Annotated in this window: 19 protein-coding genes; 6 read left to right on the forward strand and 13 right to left on the reverse strand. The window is 61.6% G+C overall.

Annotated elements, in window-relative coordinates:
- Nucleotides 1-171: 171 nt before the first annotated feature.
- The 3 genes from KOM00_RS07405 (at nt 172) to KOM00_RS07415 (ending at nt 3832) form a co-directional block, all read left to right on the forward strand.
- Entirely contained in the window at nt 172-1359 is a 1188-nt protein-coding gene (locus tag KOM00_RS07405; protein ID WP_216498287.1) for a cache domain-containing protein, read from the forward strand.
- 85 nt (nt 1360-1444) lie between these two features.
- The gene (locus tag KOM00_RS07410) at nt 1445-2569 is read left to right on the forward strand and encodes a c-type heme family protein (protein WP_216498288.1); all 1125 of its coding nucleotides are present in this window, start codon (nt 1445-1447) and stop codon (nt 2567-2569) included.
- A 24-nt stretch (nt 2570-2593) separates the two neighbouring features.
- Nucleotides 2594-3832 (forward strand): ATP-binding protein, encoded by a 1239-nt coding sequence (locus tag KOM00_RS07415; protein ID WP_328758162.1) that lies wholly within the window; start codon nt 2594-2596, stop codon nt 3830-3832.
- 33 nt (nt 3833-3865) lie between these two features.
- Here KOM00_RS07415 and KOM00_RS07420 read toward each other — a convergent pair whose 3' ends face one another.
- The 7 genes from KOM00_RS07420 to KOM00_RS07450 form a co-directional block, all read right to left on the reverse strand.
- Nucleotides 3866-5107, reverse strand: a complete 1242-nt coding sequence (locus KOM00_RS07420) for an amidohydrolase family protein (RefSeq protein ID WP_216498289.1) — start codon at nt 5105-5107, stop codon at nt 3866-3868.
- 227 nt (nt 5108-5334) lie between these two features.
- Nucleotides 5335-5739: an aspartate 1-decarboxylase gene (panD, locus tag KOM00_RS07425; RefSeq protein ID WP_216498290.1), complete on the reverse strand. Its 405-nt coding sequence runs from the start codon at nt 5737-5739 to the stop codon at nt 5335-5337.
- A 4-nt stretch (nt 5740-5743) separates the two neighbouring features.
- A complete protein-coding gene (gene panC, locus KOM00_RS07430) occupies nt 5744-6583 on the reverse strand; it encodes a pantoate--beta-alanine ligase (protein WP_216498565.1) in 840 nt (279 codons plus the stop codon).
- A complete protein-coding gene (gene panB, locus KOM00_RS07435) occupies nt 6580-7383 on the reverse strand; it encodes a 3-methyl-2-oxobutanoate hydroxymethyltransferase (protein WP_216498291.1) in 804 nt (267 codons plus the stop codon). Before panB ends, panC begins: the two co-directional genes overlap by 4 nt.
- Nucleotides 7384-7780: 397 nt before the next feature.
- Nucleotides 7781-9772, reverse strand: coding sequence for a methyl-accepting chemotaxis protein (locus tag KOM00_RS07440; protein ID WP_216498292.1), 1992 nt, complete (start codon nt 9770-9772; stop codon nt 7781-7783).
- A gap of 100 nt (nt 9773-9872) precedes the next feature.
- Complete coding sequence (locus KOM00_RS07445; protein WP_216498293.1) at nt 9873-10958, reverse strand: 6-phosphofructokinase; 1086 nt, start codon at nt 10956-10958, stop codon at nt 9873-9875.
- Nucleotides 10959-11070: 112 nt separating this feature from the next.
- Nucleotides 11071-11709, reverse strand: coding sequence for a peroxiredoxin-like family protein (locus KOM00_RS07450; RefSeq protein ID WP_216498294.1), 639 nt, complete (start codon nt 11707-11709; stop codon nt 11071-11073).
- Nucleotides 11710-11920: 211 nt separating this feature from the next.
- On the opposite strand from KOM00_RS07450, the gene KOM00_RS07455 reads away from it, so the two are divergent.
- The 3 genes from KOM00_RS07455 (at nt 11921) to KOM00_RS07465 (ending at nt 13232) form a co-directional block, all read left to right on the forward strand.
- A complete protein-coding gene (locus KOM00_RS07455; protein ID WP_216498295.1) occupies nt 11921-12157 on the forward strand; it encodes a hypothetical protein in 237 nt (78 codons plus the stop codon).
- A gap of 64 nt (nt 12158-12221) precedes the next feature.
- Entirely contained in the window at nt 12222-12680 is a 459-nt protein-coding gene (locus KOM00_RS07460; RefSeq protein WP_216498296.1) for an iron-sulfur cluster-binding oxidoreductase, read from the forward strand.
- A 3-nt stretch (nt 12681-12683) separates the two neighbouring features.
- Nucleotides 12684-13232 (forward strand): hemerythrin domain-containing protein, encoded by a 549-nt coding sequence (locus tag KOM00_RS07465; protein WP_216498297.1) that lies wholly within the window; start codon nt 12684-12686, stop codon nt 13230-13232.
- Nucleotides 13233-13480: 248 nt separating this feature from the next.
- Here KOM00_RS07465 and KOM00_RS07470 read toward each other — a convergent pair whose 3' ends face one another.
- The 6 genes from KOM00_RS07470 to ribD form a co-directional block, all read right to left on the reverse strand.
- The gene (locus tag KOM00_RS07470) at nt 13481-14788 is read right to left on the reverse strand and encodes a homoserine dehydrogenase (protein WP_216498298.1); all 1308 of its coding nucleotides are present in this window, start codon (nt 14786-14788) and stop codon (nt 13481-13483) included.
- 273 nt (nt 14789-15061) lie between these two features.
- Nucleotides 15062-15499 (reverse strand): transcription antitermination factor NusB, encoded by a 438-nt coding sequence (gene nusB / locus KOM00_RS07475; RefSeq protein WP_216498299.1) that lies wholly within the window; start codon nt 15497-15499, stop codon nt 15062-15064.
- Nucleotides 15500-15967, reverse strand: coding sequence for a 6,7-dimethyl-8-ribityllumazine synthase (gene ribH, locus KOM00_RS07480; RefSeq protein ID WP_216498300.1), 468 nt, complete (start codon nt 15965-15967; stop codon nt 15500-15502).
- 305 nt (nt 15968-16272) lie between these two features.
- Nucleotides 16273-17475, reverse strand: coding sequence for a bifunctional 3,4-dihydroxy-2-butanone-4-phosphate synthase/GTP cyclohydrolase II (locus tag KOM00_RS07485; RefSeq protein ID WP_216498301.1), 1203 nt, complete (start codon nt 17473-17475; stop codon nt 16273-16275).
- A gap of 136 nt (nt 17476-17611) precedes the next feature.
- Nucleotides 17612-18256: a riboflavin synthase gene (locus KOM00_RS07490; RefSeq protein WP_216498302.1), complete on the reverse strand. Its 645-nt coding sequence runs from the start codon at nt 18254-18256 to the stop codon at nt 17612-17614.
- Between the two features lie 194 nt (nt 18257-18450).
- The gene (gene ribD, locus KOM00_RS07495) at nt 18451-19542 is read right to left on the reverse strand and encodes a bifunctional diaminohydroxyphosphoribosylaminopyrimidine deaminase/5-amino-6-(5-phosphoribosylamino)uracil reductase RibD (protein WP_216498303.1); all 1092 of its coding nucleotides are present in this window, start codon (nt 19540-19542) and stop codon (nt 18451-18453) included.
- Nucleotides 19543-19701 lie beyond the last annotated feature (159 nt).

Consider the following 19701-nt stretch of genomic DNA (forward strand, 5'->3'; position numbering starts at 1 on the left):
CCCCTTCTGCAATGACAGTGATGGGAAGTGCTGTATAATCTGAGTCTGAATTCGGCATTAAAATTTAAACATCACTCACTGGGCAGATCCGGAATGAATAGACCACTACCAGCAGGCGAACCAGGACAAGAGAAGGACAGTTTCTTCAGTAGCCTCGTCGCCGGAATCATATTGGTCAATTTGTTTGTCTACCTCATCGTCGGAACCTCCCTCTACAACAGCCGCAAGCACTACGACAAGCTGGCTGAAGTCACTACTCAAAACCTCGCCAAGTCTCTCGAAGCCAACGTCTCCGACATCCTCGACAAGATGAACATCGTCCTTTTTTCCGTCGCCACCGAGACGGAAAGGCACCTCTCCTCGCGCCGCATCGACAAGGCGTCGTTGAGCTTGTTCGCCAGGGAGCAGATCCGGGTGCTGCCGGAACTGGATAGAATTGTCATCGCCGACAGTTCCGGAACGGTGCTTTGCGGCAGCGACAACACGGCGGACTCGGTTAACTTAAGCGATCGCCAGTATTTCAGCAGACTCAGAAGCGACCCCGACCTGCAACTCGTGGTGTCGAACCTGCTCAAGGGAAAAGTCACGGGCCAGTGGAGAGTCGCCGTCGCCAGACGCGTCAACAACCCCGACGGCACCTTCGCGGGCGCGGCGATAGGGACCTTCGACGTCACCTTCTTCGACAAACTTTTCTCTCACCTCGATATCGGCAAAAACGGCGCGGTCGGCATCAGGGACGCGGAGTTCAAACTGATCGCCCTGAACCCGAAGGGGAAAGAGGCCGCCAGCCAGATCGGCTCCGACGTGGTTTCGCAAAAGACGCGCGACATGGTTCGTGCGAATCCGGTCACCGCTACCTACAAGACGGTGTTCGCGCGGGACAATATGGAACGCATGGTCACCTTCCGCAAGGCTGCCAAATACCCCTATTACATCTTCGCCACCCTCTCACCCGTCGACTACATGACCTCCTGGCGCAAGGAAGCCGTCGGGGGGCTGGTACTGTTGCTGCTGTTCACCTCCATGACGCTGATTTCGGCGCGGTTTCTGTACAAGAGCAAGGTCAATGCCCTGCTCCACGCGGAGGCGAAGCGCTACGGCGACGAGATGAGACAACAAAACGAGGAACTGAACGCGGCAATCTCGAGGGTCAAACGCCTGGAAGGAATCATCTCCATCTGTTCCTACTGCAAGAAGATACGCACCGAGGAACAATCCTGGGAACAGCTCGAAAAGTACTTCAGCGAGCATTCCGACGCCATGTTCAGCCATGGCATGTGCCCCGATTGCGCGGCAGAGCAGCAGAGGATCTTTCGCGAGGCGGCCTCTTCCAAAAAGGACCCCAACGATTATCACTAAACCTGTATCGGCAACCTGCCGAATTACTATCCTATAGCGGTGATCACTCGAAACAATACCGACTCAGACCAGGCGGTGCTACTAGATGCTTTCCCGACTCTTCACGACCCGACGATACGCGCTGGCAATAAGCTTCTTCTGGGTGCTCTTCATCGCCGTCTCGCTGGCTTGGTTCTACGTACAGTACAGAAATAACCTCTTTGAACTCGCCAAGGCGCAGGCCCGCATCGCCTTCGAGAAGGACCTCCTCTACCGCAAGTGGGCTTCCCAACGCGGCGGCGTCTACGTCCCCGTCACCCCCGCGACTCCGCCCAACCCGTACCTCTCCCACATCCCGGAGCGAGACATCAAGACCCCCTCGGGGAAGGAGCTCACCCTCATCAACCCCGCCTACATGACCCGTCAGGTCTTCGAACTGGCCGAGACCGAAAAACAGATCGCCAAGGGACACATAACCAGCCTGAACCCGATCAGAGGTGCAAACGCCCCCGACCCCTGGGAACGAAAGGCGCTGGAGGCCTTCGAAAAGGGGGAGCAGGAGGTGAGCGAGGTGGTCTCCGTCGAGGGGCACCGCTTCGTAAGGCTCATGCGGCCTTTCAAGGTGGAGAGTTCCTGCCTGAGATGCCATGCCTCGCAGGGCTACCGAAAGGGGGACATCCGCGGCGGCATCAGCGTGACCGTGCCGCTGGCCATCGTCTCGGCAGGCTCCAGCCGCATACTTGCCACTACCACGGCCACCCTCCTCTTGATGGGCATCGCGGGGGTCGGCCTGATCCTGGCCGGGGCCTCCCGGGTCTCGAAGGATTCGGCCCGGCTGGAGGAGAAGAACGCAGAACTGTTGCACGAGGTGACCGAGCGGGAGATCACCCAGGAACAGCTCAGGGAACAGACCGTCCTCCTGGAGGAGGAAGTGGCGGAACGCGAGGCGGCCCAGGAAGAGGCCGTGGCCAACCAGAGGAAGCTGCGGCTCATCATGGATTCCACCCATGCCGCCATCTACGGCATAGACACCACCGGCAGATGCACCTTCGCCAACAAGACCTGCCTTGAGCTCACCGGTTACAGCCTGGACGAGTTGATCGGCAGGAACATGCACGACACGATCCACCACACCCTCCCCGACGGGATGCCCGCGCCGGTGGCCAAATGCAAGATCTTCCGGGCCTACAGCGAAGGAGAAGGGTGCACCGTGCGCGACGAGGTGTTCTAGCGCAAGGACGGCACCTCCTTCCCGGTGGAATACTCCTCCTACCCGATCCTCAACGACGGGGTGATCGAAGGCGCCGTAATAAGCTTCCTCGACGTGTCCGAGCGCGTGAAACTGGAGGAGCAACTGCGTCAGGCGCAGAAGATGGAGGCCGTCGGGCAGTTGGCCGGAGGGGTGGCCCACGACTTCAACAACATCCTGCAGGTGATCAGCGGCTACGGGAGCATCCTGAAGCTGGATGAGAGGCTGGACGACCGGCAGCAGGAGGAAATCGACCATATCCTCTCCGCGGCAGAGAAGGCGGCACAACTCACCAGGGGGCTGCTCGCCTTCAGCCGCAAGCAGGTGATCACGCTCTCCCCCGTCAAACTGAACGACATCGTCGAGAACGTCCGGAAATTCCTGGCGCGGATCATAGGCGAGGACATCCACCTGAAGACGACCCCGAGCGAGGCCCCCCTGTACGTCATGGCCGACCTGGGACAGCTGGAGCAGGTCCTCTTCAACCTGGCTACCAACGCACGCGACGCCATGCCAAGAGGCGGGGTGCTCGCCATCGAGACGGGGAGCCAGGTGGTGGAGTCACCGCTGGACCAGGAATCGGGCCTGATCAGGCCCGGCAGCTACGCGGTATTGACCGTCACCGATACCGGCTGCGGCATGAGCGCGGAGACCTGCAAGAGGATCTTCGAGCCGTTCTACACCACCAAGGAAATCAGCAAGGGAACGGGACTGGGCATGGCCATCGTCTATGGCATCGTCAAGCAGCATAACGGCTTCATCAACGTCTACAGCGAACCGGGACATGGCACCACCTTCAGAATCCATCTCCCCATCTACCATGCCGAACGGGTCATGGACGAGGAGAGCGCCAAGCAGGCCGCGCCGCCGCGGGGGGGGAGCGAGACCATACTGCTCGCCGAAGACGACGAGGGGGTACGAAACCTGGTCCTGTCCGTGCTGACACGCTTCGGGTACCGCGTGATCCAGGCGGTGGACGGCCAGGATGCGGTCGAGAAGTACAGCGCGCACCGGAACGAAATATCCATGATACTCATGGACCTGATCATGCCGCGCAAAAACGGCAAGGAAGCCTACGACGAGATAGCGCAGCTGGACCCTGAGGTAAAGGTGTTGTACGCCAGCGGCTACACGGCGGATTTCATCAAGAACCGCGGGGTGCCCGAGGAGGGGATCGACCTGATCATGAAGCCGATTCAGCCGATGGAGCTGTTGCGAACGGTGCGGGACGTCCTGGACGCATAAAAAGGCGCGGCGCCTCACCCCGCATGGAGTGCCTTACGGCCGCGCTGTTCCCGCGAGGTATACCCGCTCCAGGCGCCCCCTGGCCAGGACGGTGGACTCGATCCCGGCGCCGGCGTCGTGGTTGCAGCCGCCGAGGACCTGGAAGTCGGCCCGTTTGCCGGCTTGCAGCGACCCGGTGTCGGCGTCGATACGCAGCGCCCGCGCCCCCCCAAGCGTTGCCATGGTGAGCAGCTCCTGGCAGCTGAAGACGCCGGGGGCAACCTGCTGGAGGAAGTTGATCTCGTCCCAAAGGGAGAGCGAATCGTTGCTGGCAAGCGAGTCCGTGCCGAGGGCCAGTTGCAGCCCGGATTCCTTCAAGAGCTTGTGCGGAGCGCAGCCGACGAAGAGACGGTCGTTGCTGCGCGGGCAAAGGACGACGCTTACGCCGCGCTCCTTGAGGATGGAGACGTCGTTCGGGGTGACGTGGACGGCGTGCACCGCAAGGGTCGCGGAATCCAGGACGCCGAGCTCGTCCAGGTAGCGGGTCGAGGTGGTGCGCATCGGGTGCGGCAGGTACTGCTCCCAATGCGCCATGGGGTAGAGCAGTTCGGCGATGGCGCCGCTGCTGTCGTGCATGAAGAGGGCTTCGTCGGCCGTCTCGGAGAGATGCACCGCCTTGGGCGCCGAGATTTTCTCGGAGAGGGCCTGCAGGCAGCGGAACAGCTTTCCGGAAACGGTGTGGGGGGTGTGCGGGGAGAGGCCAGGGAGGAGTCCCCCCTGCAACGTCTCGAGCGTCGCTTCAATCCGCGCCACGAGCGTGTCGCACAAAAGCGGGTCGTGGCCGATCGCTTCCAGGAAGAGCCTCCCGGTGAGCGGTGTGTCGCGGTACAGGGGAACGAGCGAGAGATCGGAGAGGATGTCGCCCACGGCGGTGGTGCCGGATTCCAGGCAAAGCCGCATCCCTTCCCGGACCGAATGCTCCAGATCTCCCGGTTCCAGGGCCCGCTTTATCTTCACCACCTGCTGGATCCACTCGACGTAGCGCTTGGGGAGGTAGTCGAGCTCTTTGCGCAGCTTCCACGCGGGGAAGTGGGTGAGCTCGAGGTGGGTGTGGGCGTTCACCAGGCCCGGCATGATCACGGACTCGTGCAGGTCGGTGACCGGAGCGGAAAACTGCGCACGGAGCTCGTGGACCTTGCCGACCGCGACGATGCGCCCGTCTTTCACGGCCAGGGCACCGCCCGCTATCGGCGGAGACGAAATCGGCAGCAGGTAGGAAGCGGCGTAGATTCTCATTCGGACCCCCCAAAAGCTCTTGCCACAGAGGACACAAAGGAAGATGTGCCCCGTGAACTTGCAACAGATGCAGTTTAACAGGTAGTGGGAGGTTAGGCGAGAGGGAGGTGCGCGAAGCAAACCCAAATCCCCCCGTCCCCCCTTCTCTTCTATTCCAGACCGGACCAACAAAAAGGACGCTGACGAATTCCTTCGTCAGCGTCCCTGTCGTTTCTTCAAAGCGGTTGCTAGTTCTTCCAGTGCACGCTCTTCAGGGTCGCCTGGCCTGCGGCCTCCTTGCGGGTGGGTAGCATCCTGTTTTTCTCGTCGACGAAGACCAGTTTCGGCTCGTGCGCGATCGCCTCGGCGTTTTCCATGTTGACGAAGCTCGCGATGATGACCAGGTCCTGCGGCGCCACCAGCCTCGCGGCCGCGCCGTTGATGCAGATCACGCCGGAACCGCGCTCCCCCTCGATGGCGTAGGTCTCGAAACGGCTGCCGTTGGTGACGTCCCAGATGCAGACGGCCTCGTAGGGTATGATGTCGGCCGCTTCCATGAGGTCGAGATCGATGGTGATGCTCCCCTCGTAATGCAGGTCGGCACCGGTGACGGTGGCGCGGTGAATCTTGCTCTTCAGCATCTTCCTGTCCATATCCTTATTCCTCCCCTAGTACACAGTTGTCGATCAATCTTACCGGGCCGACCCGCACGGCCAGTGCGAGCAGCGTTCTCTCATCCGCTATCTGCAACGGGAGCAGGGTATCCTGATCCCTGAACTCCAGGTAATCGAGCTCCGCGGCGCTCTCGGCCTCGATGAGGGCGAGCGCCTTTTGCCGCAGGACCGCCACTGCGCGCTCGCCGCCCCGGAAGGCCTCGCGGGCGGCCGCTATGGAGCGGGAGAGGCAGAGGGCCTGCCGGCGCTGTTCCGGATCGAGCCGCGCGTTGCGGGAACTGAGCGCCAGGCCGTCGGCCTCGCGCACGATGGGCATCCCGACGATCTCGACGTCGAAGTTGAAGTCCTGCACCATGCGCCGGATCACGGCGAGCTGCTGGAAGTCCTTCTTGCCGAAGAGGGCGACGCTCGGCATCACGATGTTGAAGAGCTTGGCGACCACGGTGGTCACGCCACGGAAATGGCCGGGACGGCTCGCGCCGCAAAGCTCGGTGGTGAGCCCCTCGACGTTCAGGTAGCTCTGGTAGCCGGCGGGGTACATGTCAGCGGCCTTGGGCGCGAAGATCACGTCCACCCCGGCCGCGGAGGCGACCTTCCGGTCGCGCTCGAAGTCGCGGGGGTAGCTGTCCAGGTCCTCGTTGACGCCGAACTGGGTCGGGTTCACGAAGATGCTGACCACGACGGTCTTGGCGCGCTTGCGCGCCTCCACCATGAGGGACGCGTGCCCCTCGTGCAGGTAGCCCATGGTGGGTACCAGGGCGATTTCGCCCCGCCTTTGCCGGGCAAACTGCTGCATCTCGGCGACGGATTCGATGATTATCATTTGAAACAATGCCTTTCTTCGGGAAATGCGCCGCCCTTGACGTCGGCGATGTAGTTGGCGACGGCCTCGCCGATGATCGGCGCGAGCTCGGCGTAGCGCTTGACGAACTTCGGGGAGTACTTGCTGCAAAGCCCCAGGATGTCGTGGATCACCAGCACCTGCCCGTCGCAATGGGGACCGGCACCGATACCGATGGTCGGTATGGTGAGTTCCTCGGTGATCCGCTTGGCAAGGGCCATCGGGATCCCCTCGAGGACCACGGCGAAGGCGCCTGCCGCCTCCACGGCGCGGGCGTCCTCGACCAGTTTCTCCGCCTGTGCGTCACCCTTCCCCTGCACCTTGTAGCCCCCCATGCGGTGCAGCGACTGCGGGGTGAGGCCGATGTGCCCCATCACGGGGATGTCCATGGCGGTGATGGCGGCGATGGTCTCGGCGACGTTGACGCCCCCCTCGATCTTGACCGCGGCGGCACCGCCGTCCTTCACCAGCATCCCCGCGTTGAGGCGGGCGCTCTTCAGGTCGGTCTGGTAGGAGAGAAAGGGCATGTCGGCCACCACGAACGCCTTGGGGCGCGCCCGCATCACGGCTCTCGTGTGGTAGACCATGTCCTCCATGGTGACCGGCAGGGTGTTGTCGTAACCCGCCACCACGACCCCGACCGAATCGCCGACCAGGATCATGTCGATGCCTGCGGCGTCGATGAGCCCGGTCATCGGGAAGTCGTAGCTGGTGAGGACCGTTATCTTTTCCCCTTCCGCCTTCATCCTGTGAAAGTCGAGAACGGTTTTGGTCTTTTGCATCTTTTATGCGGCTCCTGTCAGATAGCGAACGTTGAAGTTTCGGCCGAGAGCCCTCACCCCTGCCCCTCTCCCGGAGGGCGAGGGGTTAACCGTATACAGGTAAACAGAACAGGGTACCGGCGGATTCGGGGCAAGCCGGACAAGCCGCCCTGAGCCCCCTGTCCCGCCTTTCGGGCAAAAAAAAACGTCTCCGGCAGGGAAGACGCTGTATAAAGGAGCATGCGCACACGATTATGGCGCAGCTTCACTCAGCTTATCGCTTCCCGTACCGGTTCCTTGCGAAATCCAGGCGGTATGTACGTGATGTCGGCGCTCTTGGCGGCTCCACTTGTCGATAGCGGGCCAAACGCCGTTAGAAACTAACACAACCGTTGCGGCAAAGTCCAGACTTTTCTGCCTACTCGGCGCTCGCCCTCATCTGCTCGAGGTCCCTGACCACCTGGCTGCTCTCCTGCTGGCGCTGCTCGATGCCGTCGAAGATCGCCTCGGCCATCCTGGTGACGTAGTCGATGCTCCCCTTGATCTCGCCGCTGTCCGCGCTTTGGCGCCCGGCGGCGTTGACCATGTCGTGGCTCATATCCTTGACATCCTCGAGGGCGCTCGCCACGGCCTTGGTCGCCTGCCCCTGCTCCTTGGAGGACTTGAAGATCTGCATGGTCATGGAGCTCACGTCCTCGATGGAACGGGTCACCAGCTGCACGCTGGTCGCCTGCTCCTCGGTGGCGAGCTTGATCTGCTCGGTCATGTCCAGCGCCTTCTGCGAGCTCTCCAGGATGCTTCCCAGCGAGGCGCCGGTCTGCTGCCCGAGCTTGACCCCCTTCTTGACCAGCTCCTTGGTGTTGGTCACGTTGTCGGCCGCGGTGCGGGACTCGGACATGATCTCCTCGATGATGCCGGTGATCTCGCCGGTGGAGAGGCCGGTCTGCAGCGAGAGGTTCCTGATCTCGTCGGCGACGACGCCGAAGCTCTTGCCGTACTCGCCTGCCTGCGCCGCGATGATGGAGGCGTTGAGCGCCAGGAGGTTGGTCCTCTTGGTGATGTCGTTGATGACGCTGACGAACCCTTCGATCCTGCCGCTGTTGGCGCTCAGGCGCTTGATCCCCTCGTAGGAGAGATCGACGGAGCGCTGGATCTCGGCCAGGGCGCCTACCGTCTCCTGCACAATGCGGGTCCCCTGCTCGGCGTGCTCCTTGACCCGGCTGGAGAGGCTGTGGGAGTGCCCGGTGCTCTTCTCCACCTGCCTGAGGGTCGAGGTGATCTGTTCCATGGCGGAAACCGACTTGTACACCGAGTCGGAGAGCGCGTCCATGTTCTGGGTGATCTGGTCGGTGGCAACGGAGATCTGGGCGGCGGAGACGCTGGCGCTGTCGACCGATTCCATGACGCCGTGGCTTGCGGCGTCGATCTTGATGGCGCCCCCGGAGAGGGACTCGGCGGCGTTCATCAGGCGGTAGAGATTGGAGGAGAAGTTCTCCCTCTTTTGGGCAAGATCGGAGAAGGTTCTTCCCAGTTCCAGGGTGAGCCGGTCGATGGACTGCAAGAGGCTGATGCGCATCAGGGCCGCGGCCGCCTGGTCGGCGAACAGGCGGATGGTGTCGACGTCGGTATCGTTGAGGGCGCGGTGGCTCTTCTTGTTGTCCAGGCCGAACACCCCGATGGTCTCACCCTTGAGGATGATGGGGCAGAGGATGAAGGTGGAGGAGCGCAAAGGCTCGATGGAATCGTAGGGGGACTGCAGCAGGTACTCGGCGGGGTACTTGGAGATGTCTTCCACGAAGTAGACCTGCTTCTCCTGGAAGCTCTTGTAGATGACTCCGGAACGGGCGTCGAGCGGGACGGTGACCTCGGGTCCCACGGCGCTCTCGTTGCCGGCGCTGACGGCGAAGTAGAGGTTCTTGCGCTCGGCGTCCACCATGAGGACGTTGACCCGCTCGTACCCAAGCACCTCGTGCAGCCCCTCCACGCAGAGCGCCAGCACGTCGTCGCTGCGCATCGCCTTCTGGATCCGGCTGCCGATCTTGTGGAAGTTCTTGATGTTGTTGTCGAGCACCTTGTAGCGGTTCTCGAAGAGTTTCTTCTGTCCGTCGACTTCCTGGACCAGCTGGTCCAGCTTTTGACCCTTTAGGTGCAGCTCGTCGATGGCACGGCCGATGAAGAAGCCGACGACGGCAAGCACGACCGCGGTCCCAACGCCCATGTAGACGTAAAGGGCCATGCCCTGGGCGCTGTGGGTCATCTCCGAGAAGAGCTGGGAGCTGAGGGGGAGGTTGGGGTCCGAGAACAGCAAAAGACGCAGGATGATCCATCCCAGGGGGGCCATGGACCCCATAAAAAAGCCGGCAAGCGCGTAGAGCTGGCTCCTGTTGGCTCCGGCGATCGGGTTCTTCATATGTAAACCACCTCGTTGCGTTCTTTGCCGCTGGGTGCGGCCGGAGAAATTTTCCGCAGTCTAGTTCAGAGATTAGGCAAAGTCAACCATATCCTTAAAGCTATCTACCCAGCATGATTCCCAATGCCTCGGCATGCCGCACCATCTCCCCGGCGGGATCGATGAGGTTCAGGCTGCGCACGGCGTCCTCGATGGGGACCGAGGTGATGCGCCGCCCCTTGAGGCAGACCATCTGCCCGAACAAACCGGCCTCGACCAATTCCACCGCCTTCACCCCGAACCTGCTGCCGACGCAGCGGTCGAAGGTGGAGGGAGTGCCGCCGCGCTGCAGATGCCCCAGCACGGTGACCCTGATGTCCATCTCGAGGACGCCGCCCAGTTCCCGGGACAGCGCCTCCCCCACCCCGCCCAGCCTTTCCACCACGGATTTGCCGCCGGCCGTCTCCTTGAGCACCCGGTTTCCACCCTTGGGATAGGCCCCTTCGGCGACCACGACCACGCTGAAGCGCCGGCCGCGTTTGCAGCGCTCGATGATGGCGTCGCGGATCCTGTCGATGTCGTAGGGGATTTCCGGGATGAGGATGACGTCGGCGCCGCCGGCGATGCCCGATTCGAGGGCGATCCAGCCGGCGTAGCGTCCCATCACCTCGAGCACCATGACGCGGTGATGGCTTTCCGCGGTGGAATGAAGCTTGTCGAGGGCGTCGGTCGCGGTCTCGAGGGCGGTGTTGTAGCCGAAGGTGACGTCGGTCTCCAGAAGGTCGTTGTCGATGGTCTTTGGAACCCCCACGATGGGGATGCCGCGCCTCATCATCTCCTGGGCGATCTTGAGGGAACCGTCCCCCCCCACGACGACCAGCGCGTCCAGGCCGAGCTTGACAATCCGGGAGCGGACCTCGTCGGAGACGTCGACCAGTTCCACCTTCCCCTCGCGCATGATGGGGAAGGCGAAGGGGTTGCCGCGGTTGGAGGTGCCGAGGATGGTGCCGCCGCGCGGCAGGATGCCGCGCACCTCCTCGAGTCCCAGAGGCCGGCACTTTTCCGGGTGGAGGAAACCGTCGAAGCCGTCCTCTATGCCGACCACCTCCCAGCCGCGCCCGACCGCCGCCTTCACCACCCCCCTGATCACCGCGTTCAGCCCCGGGCAGTCCCCGCCTCCGGTCAAAATACCTATCTTCGTGGTCATCGTCCCCCCCTTAAGAATGCTCACGCAAAGACGCTAAGACGCCAAGCGAAGCAAAAAAATTGACAGACGCCTTTGTCTTTCTTTGCGCCTTTGCGCCTTTGCGTGAGGCGCTTCACCTCAGCGCATCGAGTATGGCCTGCGGCTCCAGGCGGTTGCGGGGATCGCTGTCGGCATAGCTGGTGATGATCCTGCCGTCCCGCCCCACCACGAAGGTGCCGGGCATGGGGAGCTCCCAGGACTCGTCGGCGTTGAACTCGGGAAGGTTCACCCCAAGCCCCTGGTAAAGATCGCGCACCCATTCGGGAAGCCGGTACACGAGACCGTAACGGCGCGCCACCACGTTGCCCAAATCGCTCAACACCTCGTACTGCAGGAAATTGTTCAACAGCGTCGCCTGCGACTTGTCCGGACCCTGCGGCGAAATCGCCATCAGGGAAGCGCCGCGCTCCAGTATCTGCGGGAGAATCTTCTGGTAGGCCCTCAACTGAAGGCTGCAGTAGGGTCACCAGATCCCCCGGTAGAAGGTGACCACGGCGGGACCGTGCGCGAGCGCGTCGGCCAGCGCGACCGGAATCCCCACCGCGTTGGGAAGCACGAAGTCGGGGGCCGTTTCGCCCGCCTTGGGAACCTCGGCCGTGATCACCTTCTGCGCGATCTCGGCGTAGGCGCGCTCCAATTGCGCCTTCACCTCCGGGAGGAACCCCTTGCCCTGTTCCAGTCGTTCGATCTGAGATCTGAGGTCCTGCTCCATGCTGCACCTCCGATTTTTTTTCCGCTGTCGCCCGCTTTTTGCCAGCCACGCCAGCGATCCATTGTACGCGGATTCGGCAAAACGTCAATGTTTCCCCACAATTCGGCGGCAGCGGCACAGATTCAGACAATCGAATATTTTTGACGCAGGTCATAAACAATTTGAGGCGGGAGGGGTATTGTCAGATCATCAAGAACACGGGAGGAAGCAGATGGAATTCAAAAACGGCTTGGGCGATACGGCGATTCAAAACGTGATAGCGAACCACCCGGAGATCGGGGAGATCCTGAACCGCTACGAGATCGGATGCGTCACCTGCAAGGTCGGCATCTGCCTTCTCAAAGATGTGGTTTCCATCCACGGTCTGACTCCGGAGCAGGAGACGGCGGTGGAAAAAGAGATAAATGACTATTTGGACGCAAAAGAGGAAAATCGCAGGGTCGCCTAGAAAAATCGAAACGGCACACGCCACAACCAAAACGAAGACAACCATATAAAAGGGAGAAACGAAAATGGCACATGCAGGATGCGGCTGCCCCGGCAGCATGGCAAGGGTTATCGAGAGGAACGAGGCAACCGAGAACGAGAGCACCGTGAAGGCGGCTTCCGAGCTCAGGCAGTGGCCGGTGCAGCTGCACCTGGTCCCGCCGACCGCACCGTGGTTCCAGGACAGCGAGATACTGATCGCCGCCGACTGCGTGGCCTTCGCCCTGGGGAGCTTCCACAGCGACCTGTTGAAGGGCAAGGCGCTGGCGATCGCCTGCCCGAAGCTCGACGACACCGCCCCGTACGTGGAGAAGCTGGCCCGGATCTTCAGCGAGAACAACGTGAAGAGCATCACCGTCGCGATCATGGAAGTCCCCTGCTGCCGCGGCCTCGACGTGATGGTACGCCAGGCGCTGGCCCAGTCCGGCAAGGAGATCCCGCTGGAGACCGCGGTGATCGGCATCAACGGTGAGAGGAGAAACTAGGTCATGAAACAGGACATCACCCAAAGGCTAAAGGACGAGCACCAGTTGATACTGAGGATGCTCGCCCTTCTGGAGAAAAACGCGCGGCTCACCGAGGAAGGAAGCTTCAAGAATTACCAGTTCTACCTGGACGGTGTGGACTTCATCAGGAACTACGCCGACCGTTTCCACCACGCCAAGGAGGAGGATGTCCTGTTCGAAGCGCTGGTGGCAAACGGCATGCCCCGGGAGAACAGCCCGGTGGCAGCCATGCTGATGGAACACGACCTGGGGCGCTCCTACGTGAAGGGGATGGAAGAGGCGGCGACAAGGGCGCTGAAGGGCGAGGCCGGGCAGGAAGAGGCCATCGTCGCCAACGCCAGGGGGTACCTGGACCTTCTGCGCGAGCACATCGCCAAGGAGGACGACATCCTCTACCCGCTCGCCGAGCGGATCCTTCCCGAGGGTGTCCGTCACGGCATAGTCGCCGGGTATCAGAAGGCGGAGCAGAAGTCGGAGACCGGATTCGAGGAGCACTACCGGAGCGTGGTGGAGAAGTACGAGAGAGGCTGACGGACATCTAAGCCTAAGTTCTATGTTCTACGTTCTAGGTTCTAGGTTCTAGGTTAAACGCAGACCTGAAGACGGAACACGGAGAAACCACGGAGGTCACGGAGTAAGGAAATAGTTCGGCCCCCCCCTGAACTGCCTTTACTCTGTGGCCTCTGCGGCCTCGGTGTCATATGCGGTAACGCCTTAAAAAAGAAAGGGCGGGGATTCGATATCCCCGCCCTTTCTTTGTCCTGGCTGCTACAAGTCCGTTACTCGAGGTTGTCCTCGATCCTGATGTAGGTGCTCTTGGCTCGGATCACCTCGAAGGTGTCGATCTCGGCCAGTGCCTTCCTCACGTCCTCCTCGCGCGCCTCGTGGGTGGTGATCACGATGGGGACTTCGTCGGCGCTCCTGGCACTTTGCAGCATGGAGGCGATGCTGATGCCGCGCGCCCCCAAGGCTCCGGCGATGCGGGCCAGTACGCCCGGACGGTCAAGGGCCTGGAAACGGATGTAGTACTTGTTGACGATCTCGCCGATCGGCTTGATCGGCAGCGTGGTGACATTGTCGTCCAAAAAGCCCAGCGGCGAGCAGCGGCGGGTGATGCCGGCGCACAGGTTCCGGGCGAGATCGACCACGTCACCGACGACGGCGCTCGCGGTGGCCTCCATGCCGGCACCGCGGCCGTAGAACATGACCGGACCGACGAAATCGCCGGTGAGCCTGATGGCGTTGAAGACGCCATGCACGTCGGCCAGCGGGTAGTCGATGGGGATCATGGTCGGATGGACGCGCGCCTCGATCTGGCCGCCGTCCATCTTGCCGATGGCCAGAAGCTTGATGCGATAGCCGAAGGTGTGGGCGAAGTCGACGTCCTCGGAGGTGATCGAGGTGATACCCTCGGAGTAGACGTCCTTGAGGTCGATCCTGGTGCCGAAGCAAAGCGACAAGAGCAGGCAGAGCTTGTGCGCGGTGTCGACCCCTTCGATGTCGAAGGTCGGATCGGCCTCGGCGTAACCCAGTTCCTGCGCGCTCTTCAACACCTCGGCAAAGTCGGCGCCTTCCTGGGTCATCCTGGTGAGGATGTAGTTGCAGGTGCCGTTCACGATGCCGAGCACGGTGGAGAAGCGGTTGCCCGCCATGTTCCCCTTGATCGCGGAGAGAACCGGGATGCCTCCACCCACAGCCGCCTCGAAGAGGACCTCGACGCCGTGCTTCTTGGCCGCGGCGTAGATCTCCTCGCCGTGCACCGCCAAGAGCGCCTTGTTGGCCGTGACCACGTGCTTGCCGTTGCCGATCGCCTTGAGGGCGAAGCTGCGTGCCGGCTCGTAGCCGCCGATCAGCTCGATCACCACGGAGATCTCCGGGTCGGTGAGCACGTCGTCGGCGTTCCGGGAGAGCGTGATCCCCTCGGTGCAGACACCGCGGTCGGTGGTGATGTCCAGGTCTACGATGGTCTTCAGAGAGATCCGGGTGCCGGTCTTCTCTGTGAGGAGGGTGGAGTTTTCCTTGAGCAGCTTCACGACGCCGGCACCGATGGTGCCGAAACCAAGCAGGCCTACCTTAATCTCTTCCATATTCCCTCTTTGATCGATTTCAGATTTAAATTCAAAGGCATTGAACAGGGATAAAAGGGATCAAAGGGATAACAACTGAAGCACATCACCTGAAGCAAATCCCCCTTGTCCCCCCTTCGCAAAGGGGGGGACGTTAGGCAGAGTTCTCATCCCGGGTTCCAGTTTATCCGGTTTCGGTTTAACCCGTTTTATGCTTTAACGGGTTATCCGGTTCATGGTTTATCCCGTTTATCCCTTTTATCCCTGTTATTTATGTTTTCCTGTTTATCCGGTTTATTCCTTGTCGGTCACCGTGGAGGCGATCTCGTCCAGGATGCCGTTCACGAAGGAGGCGGAATCGTCGGCGCCGAACTTCTTGGCGACCTCGATGGCCTCGTTCATGGTGACGTTCTTCGGGATGTCCGGACGGAACAAAAGCTCGAACACGGCCAGGCGCAGGATGTTCAGATCCACGCGCGCCATGCGGGCCATGCTCCAGTGTTTCGATTTCTCGGCGATGCGGCCGTCGATCTCCTGCAGGTGGCTGGCAACCCCGGCGACCAGCTCGGACGCGAAGGCGTAGGCCTTGGAGTTGGCCGAAAGGGTCGGGTCCTCACCTTCGCCGAAGCTCTCGACGATGCGTTTGAGCGTGATGTTCGGGTCCTGCGTCACCAGGTCCTTGGAGTAGAGCGCCTGCAGCGCCAGTTCTCTACCTTCTCTGCGTGTGGTCAATTATTTCATCTCCCTGAACAGGTTTGCGGTTTCGATCACCGTCACGGCGGCCTCGAATCCCTTGTTGCCGGCCTTGGTCCCGGCACGTTCGATGGCCTGCTCGATGGTGTCAGTGGTCAGTACGCCGAAGGCGACGGGAACCCCGGTCTCCAGGGAGACGTGGGCGATCCCCTTGGATACCTCGGAGGAAACGTAGTCGAAGTGGGGGGTGGAACCGCGGATCACGGCACCCAGGCAGATCAGGGCGTCGTAGCTGCCTGTTTTGGCCAGCTTCTGCGCGGCAAGCGGGATCTCGAAGGCACCCGGCACGCGGACCACGGTGATCTGCTGGTCATCGGCGCCGTGGCGCACCAGGGCGTCCAGCGCCCCCTCGAGGAGCCTTTCCCCGATGAAGCTGTTGAAGCGGCCGACCACGATGGCGAACTTGAGCCCTTCGGCGTTCAGCTTTCCCTCTAAATATTTAGGCATAATGACTCCAATCAAAGATTAAGATTAAGATTAAGACTAAGACTAAGATTAAGACTAAGACTAAGACTAAGACTAAGACTAAGAGTAAGACTAAGACTAAGACTAAGACTAAGACTAAGACTAAGACTAAGACTAAGACTAAGATAAAGATAAAGATAAAGATAAAGATGAAGACCAAGTTACAGAGGGGATTCCTCAATCTTAATCTTTATCTTTATCTGCCTTTCAGGATTCCTCAATCTTAATCTTTATCTTTATCTGCTTTTCAAGATTCCTCAATCCTAATTTTTATCTTTATCTGCTTTTCAAATGTTTTCCAGCAGGTGCCCCATCTTCTCCCGCTTGGTCTTCAGGTACTTCTCGTTGGCTTTGGAGGGCTTGATCTCGATGGGCACGCGCTCGACGATGTTGATGCCGTACCCCTGAAGACCGATCAGCTTCTTCGGGTTGTTGGTCATCAGACGGATGTTCTTAACACCCAGGTTGACCAGGATCTGCGCCCCGATGCCGTAGTCGCGCAGGTCGGCCTTGAAGCCGAGCGCCAGGTTCGCCTCGACGGTGTCGTGACCCTGGTCCTGCAGCGCATACGCTTTGAGCTTGTTGGTGAGGCCGATGCCACGCCCTTCCTGGCGCATGTAGAGGACGATCCCCTTTCCTTCCTTCTCGATCTGCCCCATGGCGGCGTGCAGCTGCTCCGCGCAGTCGCAGCGCACGGAACCGAAGACGTCGCCGGTCAGGCACTCGGAGTGCACGCGCACCAGAATCGGCTCGTCACCCTTGACGTCCCCCTTCACGAGGGCCAGGTGCTCGAGCTTGTCGATGTCGTTTTCGAAGGCGACGGCGCGGAAGCTGCCGAAGGAGCTGGGGAGCGCCACGTCGACGGAACGGCGCACCAAGGACTCGTGCTTCAAGCGGTAGGCAACCAGGTCGGCGATGGTGCAGACCTTGATGCCGTGCTCCTTGGCGAACTTCTTAAGCTCCGGCATGCGCGACATGGTGCCGTCTTCGTTCATGATCTCGCAGATGACGCCTGCAGGCTCCAGGCCGGCCAGGCGCGCCAGGTCGACCGATCCCTCGGTCTGACCGGAGCGGACCAGGACGCCGCCGTTTTTCGCGCGCAGCGGGAAGATGTGCCCCGGGCGCGCCAGGTCGGCGGCCTGGGCGTTGGGCGCCACAGCGGTCAGGATGGTGTGGGCGCGGTCCGCGGCGGAAATGCCGGTGGTGACCCCCTTCTTCGCCTCGATGGAGACAGTGAAGGCGGTGCCGAAGGAGGAGGTGTTATCCTGCACCATGGGCGGCAGGTCGAGCCGATCGCAGCGTTCCGCGGTCATGGTGAGGCAGATCAGACCGCGGCCGAAACGGGCCATGAAGTTGATGGCCTCCGGGGTCACGCACTGGGCCGCCATGGTGAGGTCGCCTTCGTTCTCGCGGTCCTCGTCGTCTACCAGGATCACCATCCTCCCGGCTCTGATTTCCTCAATGGCTTCCTCTATGCTTGCTACAGACATTATGTAACCTCTCCTCGTTCAGTATCGGTCGCCGTGGAAGCGACGGCTGTCACGGTCCCGGCGCCGATTTGGTTGGACAACAAACCTTAGGGCGTAGACCATAACAAAATTTTCGTCCAAGTGGAAGCAAAAGCAGCTAGATAAAGCCGTTTTTAGCCAGCAGGTCCAGGGTAACCCCGCCTTCTTTCTCCTCTCTTCCTGCCAGGAGGCGTTCGAGATAGCGGCAGAGCAGGTCGGTCTCGATGTTCACCTCGTCCCCTACCCTCTTGGAGAAAAGCGTCGTCTTCGCGGCCGTGTGCGGGATGATGTTGACGCTGAAGCTGTCCGGGCCGACGCCGTTCACGGTGAGGCTGATGCCGTCGATGGCGACGGAGCCCTTGGCCGCGATGTATTTCGCGAACTCCGCGGGGAACCTGAAGGAGAAGATGATGTTGTTCGCCACCTCGCGGCGCTCGGTGATGGTGGCGACGCAGTCGACGTGGCCGGAGACCAGGTGGCCGTCCAGCCGGTCCGACAGGCGCATGGCCCGCTCCATGTTGAGCGGCGCCCCGCCTTTGAGGTTCTTGAAGGCGGTGCGGTCGATGGTCTCGGGGGAGACGTCGAAGGTGACGGCACCGCCCCCCTTGCGGACCACCGTAAGGCAGGCGCCGTTGACGGCGATGGAATCGCCGATCCGGATCTCGTCCGGGGGGAGCGAGGTCTTGACGGTGAGGCTCCCCGACGCGCCGCGACGCTCGATGGATACCAGCTCGCCTACTGTTTCAATCAAACCTGTGAACATAAAACCTCTTAACGGCAGTTCTACGTTCTACGTTCTATGTTCTACGTTTAAACCAAACCCATTCGTGACATCCGCAGGAGACATCATGACGTGCATGGCAAACACGTAACTTAGAACCTAGAACTCAGAACCCAGAACTTAGAACCTAGAACTTAGAACCTAGAACGTAGAACATGCTTCATTCTCTGGGCGTTTCATCCTCTGGGCGTTCCTTCCACCAGGAGGTCCACACCTATCCGCCTTACCTTCACGTCTTCCAGCCGGATGGCGTCGGCCATGAGACGGACTCCCTCGCCGGCGAAGAGCCCCATGCCGGCGCCGCCGATGAGCTTCGGGGCCAGGAACAGCATGCAGTGGTCGATCAGCCCTTCCCTCAGGAAGGCCCCGGCCAGGTGACTGCCACCCTCCAGCAGGACGGACTGCACGCCGCGCTCGCCCAGCTTGGCCAGGAGGTCGTCCAGGTCGACGCGCCCTTCGCGCTCCTTGCAGACCAGCACCTCAACTCCGTGCGCCGTGAGCGCGTCGATCCGCGCCGGATCGGTGCAGCAGGTGGCGATCACGGTCTGCGCCTGCGACTTCAGGCTGAACAGGGCCGCGTGCCGCGGAATCCTGAGCGTAGAGTCGACGACGACGCGCAGCGGGTCCTTGCCTCCGGGGACCCGGCAGGTCAAGAGCGGGTCGTCCTTGATCACGGTGCCGACGCCGACCATGATGGCGTCCAGCCTGCCGCGCAGCCGGTGCACCTCGCGCCGTGCGGCATCGCCGGTCACCCACTTCGAATCGCCGCTTGCCGTGGCGCTCATGCCGTCCAGGGTGAGGGCGCTCTTCAAGACCACGAAGGGACGCCTGCTCTGGATCCACTTGATGAAGGGACGGTTCAGCTCGCGGCTCTCGTCCCCCAAAAGCCCCACCTCGACCTCGATCCCGGCCTCCCGCAGCATCCCGATGCCGCGGCCGGACACCAGCGGGTTGGGATCAACCATGGCGACGAAGACGCGGGCCACGCGGGCCTCGAGGAGGGCCTTGGCGCAGGGGGGGGTCTTGCCGAAATGGGAGCAGGGCTCGAGGGTCACGTAGGCGTCGGCGCCTTGGGCGAGCGCACCGGCCTCCCTCAGGGCATGGACCTCGGCGTGCGGGGTGCCGGCTTTTCTGTGCCACCCCTTGCCGACGATGGCGCCGTCCTTCACGATGACGCAGCCGACCGCCGGGTTGGGGGCGGTCTTGCCGACTCCCTTTCTCGCCTCGGTAAGCGCCAGCCGCATCATTTTCAGGTGGTGAGCAGACATTTCGCTCCTGGCACTCGGTATCTCTAATCTCCCTCTCCCCCTGGGAGAGGGTCGGGGTGAGGGCGCTGCAATGACCGGCAAGCTTTCCTCTATGGCGATCTCCCTCACCCGGCCTTCGGCCGCCCTCTCCCGGTGGGAGAAAGGTGATCGGACGTGGCG

This window comes from Geomonas diazotrophica (assembly GCF_018919385.1).
Classification (GTDB): domain Bacteria; phylum Desulfobacterota; class Desulfuromonadia; order Geobacterales; family Geobacteraceae; genus Geomonas; species Geomonas diazotrophica.